Source organism: Paraburkholderia sp. J69-1, assembly GCF_905220255.1.
Taxonomy (GTDB): domain Bacteria; phylum Pseudomonadota; class Gammaproteobacteria; order Burkholderiales; family Burkholderiaceae; genus Paraburkholderia.
In genome coordinates this window covers 152,814-166,834 of record NZ_CAJMZG010000007.1, presented here as the reverse complement: position 1 = coordinate 166,834, position 14,021 = coordinate 152,814, and the positions used below count along the sequence as shown (strand labels likewise).

Below are 14,021 nucleotides of genomic sequence, written 5' to 3'. Positions count from 1 at the left end.
GGGACCGATCGCGCACGCTATAAATCAAGGCGCGCATTTCACCCCTTCGAGGATCGCACCGTTGGAGTTCCGCTTACCCACCACGGCGACGGCGCCGTTTTGCCCATCTGAAGTGCAAGGCAGCGTGGCGGTTTCGCCGCGCGCGCCGTTCTGGAAGAAGCTGCTGCAATTCGCGGGTCCAGGCTTGCTGATATCGATCGGCTATATGGACCCGGGCAACTGGGCCACCGATATCGAGGCCGGTTCGAAGTACGGTTACAACCTGCTGTTCGTCGTCGTGCTGTCGAGCCTCGCGGCGATGGCGCTGCAATGTCTCGCGATGCGCCTCGGTATCGTCACCGGCCGCGATCTCGCCGAACTGTCGCGCACGCGCTACAGCAAACCGGTCGTGCTCGGCCAATGGGCGCTGGCCGAACTCGCGATCATCGCCTGCGATCTGGCCGAAGTGCTGGGCGGCGCGCTCGCGTTTCATCTGCTGCTGGGCTGTTCGCTGATGTGGGGCATCGTTCTCACGGCGTTCGACACGATCATCGTGCTCGGGCTCAAGGGCAAGAACTTCCGCACGCTCGAAGCGATCATGGCGGGGCTGATCGCCACCATCGGGCTGGGCTATGTGATCGAGCTGGCGCTCGTGAAGCCGCACTGGCATTCGGTGTTCGCGGGCGCGGTGCCGTCGTGGCATGCGGTTGCCGCGCAGGAACCGCTCTATCTCGCCATCGGCATTCTGGGTGCGACGGTCATGCCGCACAACCTCTACCTGCATTCGTCGATCGTGCAGACGCGCGCCGTGAAGCGCGACGAAGCCAGCATCGGCCAGGCGATCGGGCTTTCGCGCATCGATACGATCGTCTCGCTGGTGCTCGCGCTGCTGATCAACGCGGCGATTCTGATTCTGGCGGCGGCGGCCTTTCACGCCACGGGCCACACCGGCGTCACCGAGATCGAGGACGCCTACAAGCTGCTCGCGCCGATCGTCGGCAGCGGCGCCGCGGCCGTGCTGTTCGCGGTGACGCTGCTGGCTTCCGGGCAAAGCTCGACGTTTACCGGCACGGTGGCCGGGCAGGTCGTCATGGAAGGCTTCCTGCAGATGAAGATCCCGTGCTACCAGCGGCGTCTCATCACGCGTGTACTGGCGCTGATTCCGGCTTTTATCGGCGTGTGGTGGCTGGGCAACGGCGCGGTGGGCAAACTGCTGGTCGCAAGCCAGGTCGTGCTGAGCCTGCAACTGCCGTTCGCACTCTGGCCGCTGATCCGCATGACGAACGACCGTGCGCTGATGGGCGTGTTCGTGAATCGCCTGCCGACGCGGCTGATCGCCTGGCTGCTGTTCGCCGTTATCACGGCTGCCAACCTGTGGCTGGTCTGGGCGACCTTTTTGGGCAACTAGAAGGGACTGAAAACAGGAAGGGCGGGCGATGCGACGCTCAATGCGCTTCGCCGTCCGGCACCTCTGGGGGCGCCGGACGGCTTCGCGTCTAGGTCTCTTTGCTGCTGCGTCCGGTTAACCGGATCTTGGCTCTCCTACGCTTATGCAGCCTCGGCAATGCCGTCCGATGTTTCCACCGGAAGGTCGCTCTCGGTCTGCTCTGCGCCCCGTCGCGCTGCAGCCGCCTTCTTCGTCTTGCCGGCGCGCGAAGGCGGCTGGCATGCACCACACACGACGTTATGCTGCAGGTCGTGTTTGTGCGCGACGAACTTACCGCCACATCGGCAGCAAGGCGTCATCTGCAGAATCTCCGCATCGAAAAAGCGCACCAGGGTCCACGCACGGGTGAGATCGAGCACCGGCTCGGTCCCGCTGTGGCGGCAGTGTTCCAGATACAGCCGGAACCCCTTGGTGAGCGCGTCGAGATGCGAGCAACGCGCTTCGTTCTTGAGGAACAGGTACGTGTTGTAGAACAACGAGGCGTGGATGTTAGCCAGCCACGTCATGTACCAGTCCGCCGAGAACGGCAACATACCCTTGGGCGGCGAAACGCCGCGGATCTCGCGGTACAGACGGATCATGCGGTCGCGCGAAAGCGAAAGCTCGCTCTCCAGCACCTGCATCCGTGCACCCAGCTCGATCAGCGCGATCGCGCGAAAAACTTCCTGCGCGTCTTCGGTGAGGCTGCGGCGGTTCGTAGTCATGACCCGTCCCTCAGGCGAATTGCACAGCCGGCTGACCTGCAAGCAGGATCGCCGCGTGTGTAGCCGCCACGTCGGTATGCCGGGTTGTCTGCGTCAGAGCAGTCAACATGGCATGGTCGTCGAAGCGGAAAAGACAAAGAAGCTGGTCGGAAGCGGCCAGCTTGACGATCTGTGCGAGCGACAGACCAGCAAGCAGATCAGCCAGTTCCGACGACAGTCCCAGTCGGAACATACCGACCGGCTTGTCCTCGCGCAGCATCCGCTGAGCGAGCATCAGGTACGACAAATTAATTTCGCGGATTGAATCCAGCGTCTCGCTGCTACGGTCCATTTCTCTCTTTTCCGAAGCCCCGATTAACCCCCCGGCATTCGCTGCCGTTGTAACTTTTTTGGCTCTTGTGTCGGTCCACTCATTCACGGTGGCGCCTGACTTCTTGATACAACGTGTTACAACTCGTAACACGTTGGAGCGAATTGTATGAGGACTAATCTCAGAAATCAATCCCTTCTCAAAAAAATAATGCCGCTGTTACAAATAATTTCGGTAACTTTTTCTGAGGAAAGATTGCGCTTCTGTGACAGCCGCCAGCAAAGCCTTTAGGGACGGGGTATTTAGCGGAAAACCCCATGAAATAAGGGTTTTCAAGGTGGTGTCGATGCTTGCGCAACGAGTCGGAACGGACCGCTGCGCCGGATTATGCAGATTAAACGATTCGAAAGGATTTACGTTGACAGGTAAGAAATACTCAGTGAATAGTTAATACGTATGAGGATTAATCTGTAACTAGTGTTTCGACCCTGTGTAACTAGCTTTGTCAAGATGTGACAGACGGCCTTGGTCTGCGGCTCGTTGACGCGCTTTTTACCGTTACTGGTTTACGCGTAGATGTAAATCGCATAAATCGACGCGTCCAACGGCTTTTAATCGCGATTTGTAGCGTCGGCGCGACAAACTGGCGGGATTGAGCCTTGAGAGGCGCGGGAAGCCGTTCTGAAGGCGCTTATGGGGCCGGAGAGGCGTGGGCGCGCAGCAGGCTGGCGGTGTGGGGATCGGCGGGGAAAAAAGCTTCGATCGCCAGCTCGGCAAGCGTGATATCGACTGGCGTGCCGAAAATCGTCGTGGTGCTGTAGAACGCCAGCTCGCCGAGGGCGGTTCGCACGCGCAGCGGCACGGCAATGAGGTTGTGGATCGGCTCGGGATCGGCGGGCGCGGCGTCGGGCGGCGCCGGGTAGGCGGCCAGTTCGTCGTGAAGTGTAACGAGAGCGGTATCGGCGCTGGCGTCGATCTGGCGCTGCAGGCGCGCGAGCAGATGCGCGCGCCACGCGTGCCAGTTCACGATGCGCGGCGCGATGCCCGCCGGATGTAACGAAAGCCGCAGGGCGTTGATGGGCGCTTGCAGCAAGGCAGGCGACGCATCGCCGATCAGCGGCGCGAGCGCACGGTTGGTCGCGACGATATTCCAGTGCCGGTCCACCGCAAGCGCGGGGTAAGGTTCGTGACCGCGCAGCACCAGTTCGACCGCCTCGCGCGCCGCCGCCAGTTGCGGGTCGTCGAGCGTGCGTTCGCGATACAGCGGCGCATAACCGGCCGCGAGCAGCAGCGCATTGCGTTCGCGCAGCGGCACGTCCAGGCGCTCGGCCAGATGCATCACCATTTCCCGGCTCGGCAGCGCGCGGCCCGATTCCACGAAGCTCAGATGCCGCGTCGAGATTTCGGCTTCGGTCGCGAGCAGAAGCTGGCTCATGCGGCGGCGCAGACGCCACTCGCGCAGCAACTCGCCGACGCCGCGGCGGGTTTCGCCGGCACGCGGCGCGAAACTGGAAGAGGCGAGCGTGTTCATTGGGCCGATTCTAGCGAAACGCTCAGCGTATTCCATTACCTCCGGGGTCATGTTCGCGAGGCGCTGCACGTCATAAGAAAACCGTGCAAAAGAACGCGTTCGGCGATCGCGCAAGCCACTTACGGGCCGACTTTTGATCGCCTAGAATTCAATCCTCGAACTCTGTCTGGCGGCTTGGCAAAGGAGACGGCCATGAGGGAAACGGTTGCTGCTTATCTGCTGGGTCCGGCCGTCATGGTGCTGGTCTGCGCGGTGTCGTGGGCCATTTCGCGCCGTAGCCGCGGCACGCTTGAACAGCGTGTGGCCCGGTGGCTCGATTCGCATCGCCCCATGCATCACCGCCATTGAGATGGCCGATGGCCGGCGAGCCGGCAGAATCGGGTAAACCTGTATCGGTGTTGCCGCAGCTATCCGCTTTCTTCAGACGGTATCAATAGATCGGATTCCGAATCAATTTTCGGCGCCGTGATGCGCAAGGCGGCCTCGGCGAGGTGGTCCACGTCGTCCGTCCCATATTCACGTAATCCAGTATCCCGGGAACTGTAGGGCGCGAACACGGTCACTGCGTTATTGCATACTGGAGCCCTTCATGACACGTCCCGCAGATTCCCTCATCATCTTCATCGCCCGATTCGCGCTCGCGATACTGTTTCTCTGGGGCGGCGCCATGAAGCTTTTGGGGTACGCGGGGTTCCTCGGCTATCTGCATGCCCATGCCGTGCCCTACGCGCAGTTCGTCGCGCCTGTGGCCGTGGCGATTGAGTTGCTGGGCGGTCTCGCGGTGGTTTTTGGCGTGCGTACGCGTTTCGTGGCGTTCGTGCTGGCTATCTACGCGATCGTCACGGCGATACTCGGGCACGATTTCTGGAACGTCACCCAGGCCGCCCTGCAGCAGGATGCGGTCGTGCACTTCTGGAAAAATGTGGCGATCGCCGGCGGTTTTCTGCTGCTTGCCGTAACGGGCGCGGGACGTGCTTCCATCGATGGACTGCGTGCGCCGCGCGGCGGTTTCGGCGGTTGAAACGTCACGTTGCAGCGCAGGTCGATCGCGATTGCGGTCCTTTGAATCCACTGGAAACAGGGAGCCGGCTTTGATACAAAATTTCGAATACAACGTGGGCGGCGCGACGGGGCAGTTCTGCGCAAGTCTCGCCGATGATGGCACGCGCCGCGTGTTGATCAGCGCCGCGGATACGGCGAAGACGCTGGTGATCCTCGACGCCTCGGGTCTGCTGGGCGCACTCAAGGCGGAACTCGAGGAACCGGAGCAATTGATTGCGCACGCCATCCGCAAGGCGCAGAACGAAGGCTTGATCGAGCGCGCGCTGAGCACGGGCGCGATTCAGGAGGCGTCGCTTTAGGCTTGTCTCCAGGCGTGTACAAATCGCATGGTGTTTGCGTAAAAAAGGCCGCGTTTTGCGCGGCCTTTTCGTTTTGATGTGTCGTTTGCAATCGTCTCAACGCGACGCCTTCATGTTCGGCGATCCGGCCGATGCCGATGCGGGATGTGCGGGATGCGCGGTATCCGCGCGCATGGTCCATGCGAGCCACGCTGCCAGCAACAGAATGGCGGCGGAAATCGCGGCATCGGCGTGCAGGCCGTTGGCGACTTCGCCCGCCAGACCGCCGCCCGTGAGCGCGCCGAACGCCGCCACGCCCACCGCGCCGCCGGCCTGACGCGCCGTGTTGAGCAGCGCCGAAGCCGTGCCCGCACGCGCCGGTTCGACCGAACTGAGCACGGTCGTCGTCATGGCCGGAACCGCGAGACCCATGCCGCTCGGGATCAGCAGAAAGGCCGCGAGCAACGCGATGAGCGGCGTGCCCGCATCGACGGGAATCAGCAACGCGTAACCCAGCCCCGCCACCAGCGCGCCGCCGATCATCGGCAGGCGTGTGCCGAAGCGCGACACCACGTGACCGCTCGCAATATTCGAGAGCAGGAAACCGCCCGTGAGCGGGATGAAGGTGAGCCCGGCCTGCAGCGGCGTCTGTCCGCGCGTGTGCTGGAGAAACAGGGCCAGCACGAATACGGTGCCGTAATAGGTCAGGTTCACGCAGACGCCGAACAGCACCGCCGCGCTAAACGTGCGATTGCGCAGCATCGCGAGCGGCAGCATCGGATCGGCTGCGCGCGCTTCGAGCGCGACGAAGGCCATGCCCGCGAGCACGGCCAGCAGCAGGCCGCCCCAGATGGCCCAATGCGTGAAGCCGAGCGGCCGCCATTCGATCACCGCCCCCGTGAACGCCGTCAGCGCGACGATGGCGAGCAACTGGCCGCGCACGTCGAGGCTGCGCGGGCGCTGGGGAACGGCGGCCGGTGTATCGGCGTGGCGAGGTCTGGCGGGAGTCCACGCGAGCGTCGCGGCCAGTCCCGCCGCACACAGCGGCAGATTCACCAGAAAGATGCTGCGCCAACCGAACGCGGCAATCAGCAAACCTCCGGCAACCGGCCCGGCGGCGATCGAAATCGCACCGGCGGCGGTCCAGAAGCCGACGGCGCGGGCGCGCAGCGAGCGTTCGTGGCGGCAGGCTTCGTTGAGCAGCGCGAGCGAATTCGGCAGCATGGCCGCGGCGCCGGCGCCTTGCAGCGCGCGTGCGGCGATCAGCAGGGCGGGATTCGCCGCGAGGCCACACGCCAGCGAGGCGAGCGCGAACACCACGAGGCCCGCCGCGTACATGCGGCGCGCGCCGTAGCGGTCGCCGAGCACGCCGCCCGAGAGCATCAGCACCGCGAAGGCGAGCGTATAGGCATCGACGATCCATTGAAGCCGGGCGACGTTGGCGTGCAGATCGGTGGCGATGCGCGCGAGCGCGATGTTGACGATGGTGACGTCGAGTTGCGTCACGACAAAGCCCACGCTGACGGTGCCTACGACGCGGATCAGCGCGGGCGTAAAGCGAACGGGCGGCGTGGGCGCGGCGGGCGGAGTGGTCTGTGCGGGTTTCATGCGTCTAATGTTAGGACGCATGCCGCCGCGACGTTTCAGGCTGAGGCGAAAGGTGGAAGCGACCTTCGCCGCAAAGAAAAACGGCGCCGGATCATGTTCCGGCGCCGTTTTTATGGCCGATGCGAAAGCCGCCGCGCGGCTCAGCCTTCGCGAACCGGATCCTTGAAGAACAGGGTGGTCAGCGCGCCGAGCACGCAGATCGCCGCCACGTAATACGTGGGCGCAAGCGGCGCCGACTTCATCATCAGCGCGACGACGATCGGCGTGAGGCCGCCGAACAGCGCGTAGGCGACGTTGTAGGAAAACGAGATGCCCGAGAAGCGCACCACCGGCGGGAACGCGTTGACCAGCACGAACGGCACCGCGCCGATGGTGCCGACCAGCAGGCCCGCGACGGCATAAAGCGGCATCAGCAGCGAGCTGTCGACGGCCACCTGGCGGAACAGCGTGTAATACGAGATCGCCAGCGCAATGCCGCCGATCGACAGCACGCGGCGCGCGCCGAAGCGGTCGGCGAGCGCGCCCGCGCTGACACAGCCCACGGTCAGGAAGACGGTCGCGACGCAGTTGGCCAGCAGCGAGGTGGTGGCGTCGAGGTGGAACTGCTTTTGCAGCAACGGCGGCGTCATCAGAATCACGACGACGATGGCGGCCGACAGCATCCACGTCAGCAGCATCGAGACGATGACGGCGCGCCCATGGTCGCGCAGCACGGCCTTGAGCGGGATTTCATCGGCGAGCGACTTGCGCGCCTGCATTTCGGCGAAAACCGGCGTTTCGTGCAGCCATTGGCGCAAATACACCGAAAACAGGCCAAAAACACCACCAATCAGGAACGGAATGCGCCATGCATACGAAGCGATTTCGGTCGGCGCGAAATGGTGATTGACCGCTGCGGCGATCAGCGAGCCGAGCAGAATGCCGAAGGTCAGGCCCGCCGTGAGCGTGCCGCAGGCATAGCCGGTATGGCGGCGCGGCACGTGTTCGGAGACGAACACCCATGCGCCCGGCACCTCGCCGCCGACAGCCGCGCCCTGCAGCACGCGCAGCGTCAGCAACAGCACGGGTGCGAATGCGCCGATCGTCGCGTAGGTGGGCAGGCAGCCCATCGCGAGCGTGGGCAGCGCCATCAGCAGCACGGAGAGCGTGAACATGCGCTTGCGCCCGAGCAGATCGCCGAAGTGCGCCATGACGATGCCGCCGAGCGGCCGCGCCAGATAGCCCGCGGCGAAGATGCCGAAGGTCTGCAACTGACGCAGCCAGTCGGGAATCGCCGCCGGGAAGAACAGCTGGCCGATCGCCGGGGCGAAGAACACGAAGATGATGAAGTCGTAGAACTCGAGCGCGCCGCCGAGTGCGGCGAGGCCGAGCGTCTTGTAGTCGCTGCGCGTGAGCGCGCGCGCCGGGGTGCTCGCGGGAGCGCCCAGATCCGTTGCCTGCATTTGCGAAATGTCCGAATACCGTGGTGGTTGTTATCGATGTCGATGTGCTGGTGATTCGCTTGCGACTGGCTGTCGAGTGGCGGCGCGCCGATTCACGCGCGGGTGGCGCGTCGGGCGGCGGCGTTCGGAAGGCGGGCGCGGGTGGGCACGGGATACGGCGCGCGCGGGGCCGGGTAGGCCTGGAGGGGCGCGCGTCGACGACTTCTAGCCAGGCGGCGATTTTACAGTAAGCCAACGATGCGTCCGGCATCGCCCCGGAGCGGGCAGTGACGGCGTCAGGTTGACGTATCGGCAGGAATTTGATGCGCGTCCCTGTAATTCAGACTCTTCTTATGTGCGGCCTTTGCACTTCTCAACAAAATTGCAGCCGCTTTGTCTGAACATGAGAGAGGTTTTTATGCGTATCGCGATTCTCCAGCGCGACGCCATCCAGCGCGGCCAGATCGAACGCGCACTTGCCCAGTCGGGCCACGCGTGCATGCCGTTCAGCGACGGCGTACTGCTTGCCAGGGCGCTGGCTGCATCTACCGTCGACATGCTCGTGCTCGACTGGCAGGGCACGCGGTTCTCGGGCGCCGATCTGTTGAAGACCGTGCGCGCCGTGAACGGCAGCCAGATTCCGGTGCTGTTCGCCTCCGAAGACGCCTCGGACGACAGCGTGGTGCGCGCGTTCTCCGTCGGCGCAGATGACTACGTCAGCCTGCCGGTCTGTTCCTCGGTGCTGCGCGCGCGCGTGAATGCGCTGCTGCGCCGCGCGTTTCCCGAACGCTACGACATGCCGATGCTCGACGCCGGCCCGTATCACTTCGATATGCGCCGCCAGATCGTGACGGTGCATGGCAATGCTGTGGAACTGTCGGGCACGCAGTATCGGCTCGCTTCGCTGTTCTTCTCGAACGTCGGCCGGGTGCTGTCGCGCGATCATATTTATGCGATGGTCTGGGGCCGCGAGTTGCACACGCTCACGCGCACGATCGACAGCCATGTTTCGCGGCTGCGCGTGTTGCTCGACATCGAAGAGCACAACGGTTTTCGCCTGCAGCCGGTTTATAAGAGCGGCTATCGTCTGCTGCGTCTGCAGGACGAGGCGCCGTTCCAGCGCGCGGCGGCCTGAGCGCGGCAAACGCCCACCACGCACCCGCCACGCGCCCACAAAAAAGCGGCGGCACGCCTTTGCGTGCCGCCGCTTTTGTTATTCGTGCCGCGCGCGAGTGAGCCGCGCGTGCTTTGACCTGCATCAACGTGCGAGGCCGAGCCCTTGCAGGACTGCATTGCCTTCGGACGTGAGGCGAATCTGCGTGGCGCCTGCCGCGACGTCGCCGGGCACCTGCTCGACGAGACCCGCTTCCTGAAGCGAGGAAATTTCCGGCTTCGCGTGTGCGTCGATGGGAGCGTGCAACAGCACCAGCAGCGTGGCCAGCTCGTGATGGCTCAGCAGGCGGCGCAGCATCGTCTTCCTGACGGGTTTAGCCGGTTTGGCGCCCTGCTCATTGCTTGCTGCTTTTGCTGCTGATTGCTTCGAACCTGTCCAGTACACGGGCACCTCCTGCTGCGTTTCTTTATGGGTGACGCGATGATGCGGACGAAGACTTAAACGATTCTTAAAACGCGGCCGCGAAAATGTGTCGTCGTACTACATGGCGTTACGTCACGTAAGCCGATGTAAGTGCGCTTGCGCCAACGCGTGATCCGCATGGCGCAAAGTCTTGATTACAGAAGAAAAACGAAAGGCAAACGCGGGCGTGAATCAGGGTGCGCAGGTCTTGCTCGCGCCTTCGATCCACAGGTTCGCGGCGTGACGCTTGCCTGCATAGAAGCGGTAGGTGGTCGTGCCATTATCCGCACGGACCTTGATGACATTCGAGTCGCCGAAGTCGAGCATTTCGCCCTGTGGCAGCGAGGTGGTGCCGAAGCTCGAGTTGTGCCGCGTGGCTTCCACCGTCAGGCACGAGATCACGTCGCGAACCGAACGGTTGGTCGTGGAATCGATAACGGGCTGACCGGAATCCGGGTTGCTCTGGAACCAGGCGCAGGCGCCGAGCGTGAGCGAAAAGGCGAGGGGCACGACAAGCTTCTTCATATTGCTCCTGATGCGTGGGCCCAATGTGGACCGTTTGGGCCTCGGGTCATGAACCCATTGGCGGCCCGGAGGGACCGAAGATTATATCGGCAGCACGTTGCGTGCCGCGTGGGTTCGCGCACGTTGGCGAGGCGATAAAAGCGGCCTGGCGGCGCAGGACAGGCGCATGGCGGATGCGTGATGAATATGGCGGGCACGGGTGTTGCGGGCATGCGACTGTTGCGCTGAAGGCGCTTCACGAGCGCACACAAGAATGATCCAGGCAAGATAGACTATCTTTCAGAGGTGTACTCCGCGATCTGACGCGACGTCAGGGAGAATAACCATGAGCCGCCCGTCGGTCCGTTTTCCTGTTCGCGCCACCGGTGCCGGTTCGATCTGGCGGTGGATTAAATGGGGCTTCGTCGTCGCGTTTCTGGCCGCCATCGTCATATTGGCGCGCATCGTCCAGATCGAGATCGACACCTCACGGTTACAGGCGCGTTATCTCTCCGAACTCACCCGCGATATCGGCTTCACAGTCGAAAACGGGCCGAGTCACAACGTACGCTTTCCTACCACCAGCGGTCCTTATGACGTGCGCCTGGGTTATGCGCAGATGCCGTCGTTCACCGACCGGCTCGCGCAACGCGGCTTCACAGTCGCTGCTCAGGCCCGTGAATCAGAGCGCATGATCCAACTGTCCGACGATGGCCTTTTCCTTCCCTACGAGGAAAAGGATCAGGCCGGCATCGTGCTGCGCGACACCAGCGGCTCGACGCTGTTCCACACGCGTTACCCGCAGCGCGCCTACGAGAACTTCGAAGCCGTGCCGCCGCTCGTGCGCGACTCGCTGCTGTTTATCGAAGATAAATATCTGCTTGCCGCCGATCAGCCGAACCGCAATCCGGCCATCGACTGGGGACGTTTTAGCCGCGCGCTCGTCGATCAGGGCGTGCGCGTGTTCAACCGTCATCAGCAAACACCCGGCGGCAGCACGCTGGCCACGCAGATCGAGAAGTTCCGCCATTCGGCTGGCGGGCGTACCGCTACGCCGCCGGAGAAGCTGCGCCAGATCGCATCGGCTTCGGTGCGCGCGTATCTGGACGGTCCGCAGACCCTGCCCGCGCGCCAGCAGATTCTGGTGCACTACCTGAATTCCGTGCCGCTTTCGGCGAAGGCGGGGATTGGCGAAGTCAGCGGGATTGGCGACGGTCTCGCGGCCTGGTACGGGCGCGACTTCCGCGATGTGAACCGCATTCTGCGCGCGCCGGTGTCGGGCTCGACGCTCGACGAACAGGCGCTGGCTTTCCGCCAGGTGCTTTCGCTGCTGATCGCGCAACGCGCGCCTTCGTATTTCCTGCAAAAGAATAACGACGCGCTCGCCAAACTGACCGACAGTTATCTGCGCCTGCTGGCCTCCGGCGGCGTGATTTCGCCCGCGTTGCGCGATGCGGCGCTCGCCACGCAGCTTTCGCTCGATCGCTCGAAGCCGGCGCCGCGTCCTGCCGTATCGTATGTGGACCGCAAGGCGGTGCTCACGCTGCGCACGCAGTTGATGCAGGCGCTCGGTCTGAAGACGCTCTACGATCTCGATCGTCTCGACCTGAGCGCTACCGCCACGCTCGACGATTCCGTGCAACAGGCCGTGAGCCAGCGTCTCGCCGATGCCGCCACCAAAGACGGCGCGCGCGAAGCGGGCCTGGTGGGCTTCGAGATGCTGCGTCCTTCCGACGATCCCTCGAAGATCGCTTATAGCTTCACGTTGTTCGAGCGCCATAACGGCGAAAACCTCGTGCGCGTGCAGACCGACAGCGTGAACCAGCCCTTCGACATCAATTCGGGCGCGCGCCTGAATCTGGGTTCGACGGCGAAGCTGCGCACCATCATCACGTATCTGCAGATCGTGACCGCGCTGCACGACAAGTACGCGAACGAAGATGCGAAAACGCTGCGCGCGATGCTGCCGCAAGTCGATCCGAGCGATGCGCTTACGCGCTGGGCCATCGATTATCTGTCGAAGACGCAGGATCGTTCGATCGATGCGATGCTCGAAGAAGCGGTGCAGCGCAAGTATTCCGCGAACCCCGGCGAAACGTTCTACACGGGCGGCGGCGCGCAAAGCTTCAACAATTTCGAGTCGAGCGACAACGGCCAGATTCTCACGCTGCAGCGCGCGTTCCAGCATTCGGTGAATCTCGTGTTCGTGCGGCTGATGCGCGACATCGTTCACTACGAGATGATCCAGACTTCCGGGCCGCCTTCGACGTGGCTCGAAGATCCAGTGGTGCGCAACCGTTATCTCACGCAGTTCGTCGATGGCGAAAGCCAGGTCTATATGAAGCGCTTTTATACGCGCTATCAAGGCAAGACCAGCGACGAAGCGCTCGCCCTGTTGCTGCAACATACGCGCAAGGGTCCGGCGCGCATCGCGACCGTGCTGCGCAGCGTGAACCCGGACGGCAAGCCTGACTGGTTCAATGCGCAGATGCGCGCGCAGTTGAAGAACACCAAATTCCAGTGGCTCGACGACGCCGATCTGGCGAAGTACTACGACAAGTACGCGATCGACAAATTCAACCTCAACGATCGCGGTTATATCTCGGGTATTCATCCGCTCGAACTGTGGCTGCTCAACTATCAGCACACGCACCCGGATGCGACGCTCGCGCAGGTTCAGCAGCAAAGCCGCGATGTGCGCCTCTACACTTACAAGTGGCTCTTCAAGACGCGCTATCACGCGACTCAGGACCGTCGCATCCGCCGGATGGTCGAATTGCAGGCGTATGCCGCAATCGGCAAATCGTGGCGCGCGCTGGGCTATCCGTTCGACAACATCACGCCGTCGTACGGCGCGGCGATTGGCGCTTCGGGCGATCGTCCCGCTGCGCTGGCCTATCTGATCGGCCTCGTTTCGAACGATGGCGCCAAGCTGCCGACGCATAGCTTCGAATCGCTCGACTTCGCGCGCGGCACGCCGTACGAAACGCGCTTCGTGCATACGGCCACGCCGCCGCAACCGCTGATCTCGCCGCAGATCGCCAAGGTAACGCGCGAGTTGTTGAGTTCGGTGGTGGAGGGCGGCACGGCCAAACGCCTCGCCGACGGCATGCCGATGCCCGACGGCAAGATGCTGCCCGTCTACGGCAAGACGGGGACGGGCGACCAGCGCTTCAACGTCTACGCGCCGGGTGCGCGCCTGATCGAATCGCGCAAGGTGAACCGCAGCGCGACCTTCGTGTTCGTGATCGGCGACCGCTTCTTCGGCACGCTGACCGCGTGGGTGCACGAGCCGTATGCGGCGCGTTATACGTTCACGAGCGCGCTATCGGTGCAACTGCTGAAGTCGATGGCGGCCGTGCTGCAGCCGCTGCTGGAAGAGAAGGCCACGCCGGACGGCAAACTCAAGGCGGGCGCGAAGCCGCCGCAAGTGACGCTGATCGACACGGAAACGGGCGGGATGCAGCAGGTCAGCTGGACGCAACTGGCGCATGCGGCGAGCCCCGCCGGCTGGAGCAGCACGGTGCCGGGTTTTTATTCGGATGCCGAAACGTCGATGAAGGTATCGATGGGCAAATGAAGCGGTGCGCGTCGCCATCGA

The 14,021-nt window shown here is 63.3% G+C and carries 13 protein-coding genes; 6 read left to right on the top strand and 7 right to left on the bottom strand.

Going from position 1 to position 14,021, the window contains the following annotated elements; genetic code table 11:
• Window positions 1-61 precede the first annotated feature (61 nt).
• Entirely contained in the window at window positions 62-1,387 is a 1,326-nt protein-coding gene (locus U5A67_RS14755; protein ID WP_321815099.1) for an Nramp family divalent metal transporter, read from the top strand.
• A 140-nt stretch (window positions 1,388-1,527) separates the two neighbouring features.
• On the opposite strand, the gene flhC is transcribed toward U5A67_RS14755, so the two are convergent.
• The 3 genes from flhC to U5A67_RS14740 all read right to left on the bottom strand — a co-directional run bounded on the left by flhC (window position 1,528) and on the right by U5A67_RS14740 (window position 3,971).
• The gene (flhC, locus tag U5A67_RS14750; RefSeq protein WP_205985426.1) at window positions 1,528-2,130 is read right to left on the bottom strand and encodes a flagellar transcriptional regulator FlhC; all 603 of its coding nucleotides are present in this window, start codon (window positions 2,128-2,130) and stop codon (window positions 1,528-1,530) included.
• Window positions 2,131-2,140: 10 nt separating this feature from the next.
• A complete protein-coding gene (gene flhD / locus U5A67_RS14745; RefSeq protein WP_183732050.1) occupies window positions 2,141-2,461 on the bottom strand; it encodes a flagellar transcriptional regulator FlhD in 321 nt (106 codons plus the stop codon).
• A 670-nt stretch (window positions 2,462-3,131) separates the two neighbouring features.
• Entirely contained in the window at window positions 3,132-3,971 is an 840-nt protein-coding gene (locus U5A67_RS14740) for a helix-turn-helix domain-containing protein (RefSeq protein ID WP_321815100.1), read from the bottom strand.
• A 192-nt stretch (window positions 3,972-4,163) separates the two neighbouring features.
• Here U5A67_RS14740 and U5A67_RS14735 point away from each other — a divergent pair, with 192 nt between their 5' ends.
• The 3 genes from U5A67_RS14735 (at window position 4,164) to U5A67_RS14725 (ending at window position 5,332) form a co-directional block, all read left to right on the top strand.
• Entirely contained in the window at window positions 4,164-4,319 is a 156-nt protein-coding gene (locus U5A67_RS14735; RefSeq protein ID WP_205985405.1) for a hypothetical protein, read from the top strand.
• Window positions 4,320-4,560: 241 nt separating this feature from the next.
• Entirely contained in the window at window positions 4,561-4,992 is a 432-nt protein-coding gene (locus tag U5A67_RS14730) for a DoxX family protein (RefSeq protein ID WP_205985404.1), read from the top strand.
• A gap of 70 nt (window positions 4,993-5,062) precedes the next feature.
• Window positions 5,063-5,332: a hypothetical protein gene (locus U5A67_RS14725; protein WP_205985403.1), complete on the top strand. Its 270-nt coding sequence runs from the start codon at window positions 5,063-5,065 to the stop codon at window positions 5,330-5,332.
• A 96-nt stretch (window positions 5,333-5,428) separates the two neighbouring features.
• Here U5A67_RS14725 and U5A67_RS14720 read toward each other — a convergent pair whose 3' ends face one another.
• Window positions 5,429-6,919: an MFS transporter gene (locus U5A67_RS14720; RefSeq protein WP_321815101.1), complete on the bottom strand. Its 1,491-nt coding sequence runs from the start codon at window positions 6,917-6,919 to the stop codon at window positions 5,429-5,431.
• 140 nt (window positions 6,920-7,059) lie between these two features.
• Window positions 7,060-8,361 (bottom strand): MFS transporter, encoded by a 1,302-nt coding sequence (locus U5A67_RS14715; protein ID WP_321815102.1) that lies wholly within the window; start codon window positions 8,359-8,361, stop codon window positions 7,060-7,062.
• Between the two features lie 397 nt (window positions 8,362-8,758).
• On the opposite strand from U5A67_RS14715, the gene U5A67_RS14710 reads away from it, so the two are divergent.
• Window positions 8,759-9,475, top strand: a complete 717-nt coding sequence (locus U5A67_RS14710; RefSeq protein ID WP_205985400.1) for a response regulator transcription factor — start codon at window positions 8,759-8,761, stop codon at window positions 9,473-9,475.
• A gap of 123 nt (window positions 9,476-9,598) precedes the next feature.
• Here the strand turns inward: U5A67_RS14710 and U5A67_RS14705 are convergent, their stop codons facing one another.
• Window positions 9,599-9,811 carry a hypothetical protein gene (locus U5A67_RS14705; protein ID WP_205985425.1) on the bottom strand — a complete coding sequence of 71 codons (213 nt, stop codon included), beginning with the start codon at window positions 9,809-9,811 and terminating at the stop codon, window positions 9,599-9,601.
• Window positions 9,812-10,108: 297 nt separating this feature from the next.
• A complete protein-coding gene (locus U5A67_RS14700; RefSeq protein ID WP_205985399.1) occupies window positions 10,109-10,441 on the bottom strand; it encodes a hypothetical protein in 333 nt (110 codons plus the stop codon).
• Between the two features lie 325 nt (window positions 10,442-10,766).
• Here U5A67_RS14700 and U5A67_RS14695 point away from each other — a divergent pair, with 325 nt between their 5' ends.
• Window positions 10,767-14,000, top strand: coding sequence for a transglycosylase domain-containing protein (locus U5A67_RS14695; protein ID WP_321815103.1), 3,234 nt, complete (start codon window positions 10,767-10,769; stop codon window positions 13,998-14,000).
• The last annotated feature ends 21 nt before the right edge of the window (window positions 14,001-14,021 follow it).

What these genes read in the sequence shown, in the direction of transcription:
- flhC (WP_205985426.1), bottom strand. Translation starts at nt 2,130, where the DNA reads ATGACTACGAACCGCCGCAGCCTCACCGAAGACGCGCAGGAAGTTTTT.
- flhD (WP_183732050.1), bottom strand. Translation starts at nt 2,461, where the DNA reads ATGGACCGTAGCAGCGAGACGCTGGATTCAATCCGCGAAATTAATTTG.
- U5A67_RS14740 (WP_321815100.1), bottom strand. Translation starts at nt 3,971, where the DNA reads ATGAACACGCTCGCCTCTTCCAGTTTCGCGCCGCGTGCCGGCGAAACC.
- U5A67_RS14735 (WP_205985405.1), top strand. Translation starts at nt 4,164, where the DNA reads ATGAGGGAAACGGTTGCTGCTTATCTGCTGGGTCCGGCCGTCATGGTG.
- U5A67_RS14730 (WP_205985404.1), top strand. Translation starts at nt 4,561, where the DNA reads ATGACACGTCCCGCAGATTCCCTCATCATCTTCATCGCCCGATTCGCG.
- U5A67_RS14720 (WP_321815101.1), bottom strand. Translation starts at nt 6,919, where the DNA reads ATGAAACCCGCACAGACCACTCCGCCCGCCGCGCCCACGCCGCCCGTT.
- U5A67_RS14715 (WP_321815102.1), bottom strand. Translation starts at nt 8,361, where the DNA reads ATGCAGGCAACGGATCTGGGCGCTCCCGCGAGCACCCCGGCGCGCGCG.
- U5A67_RS14710 (WP_205985400.1), top strand. Translation starts at nt 8,759, where the DNA reads ATGCGTATCGCGATTCTCCAGCGCGACGCCATCCAGCGCGGCCAGATC.
- U5A67_RS14705 (WP_205985425.1), bottom strand. Translation starts at nt 9,811, where the DNA reads ATGCTGCGCCGCCTGCTGAGCCATCACGAGCTGGCCACGCTGCTGGTG.
- U5A67_RS14700 (WP_205985399.1), bottom strand. Translation starts at nt 10,441, where the DNA reads ATGAAGAAGCTTGTCGTGCCCCTCGCCTTTTCGCTCACGCTCGGCGCC.
- U5A67_RS14695 (WP_321815103.1), top strand. Translation starts at nt 10,767, where the DNA reads ATGAGCCGCCCGTCGGTCCGTTTTCCTGTTCGCGCCACCGGTGCCGGT.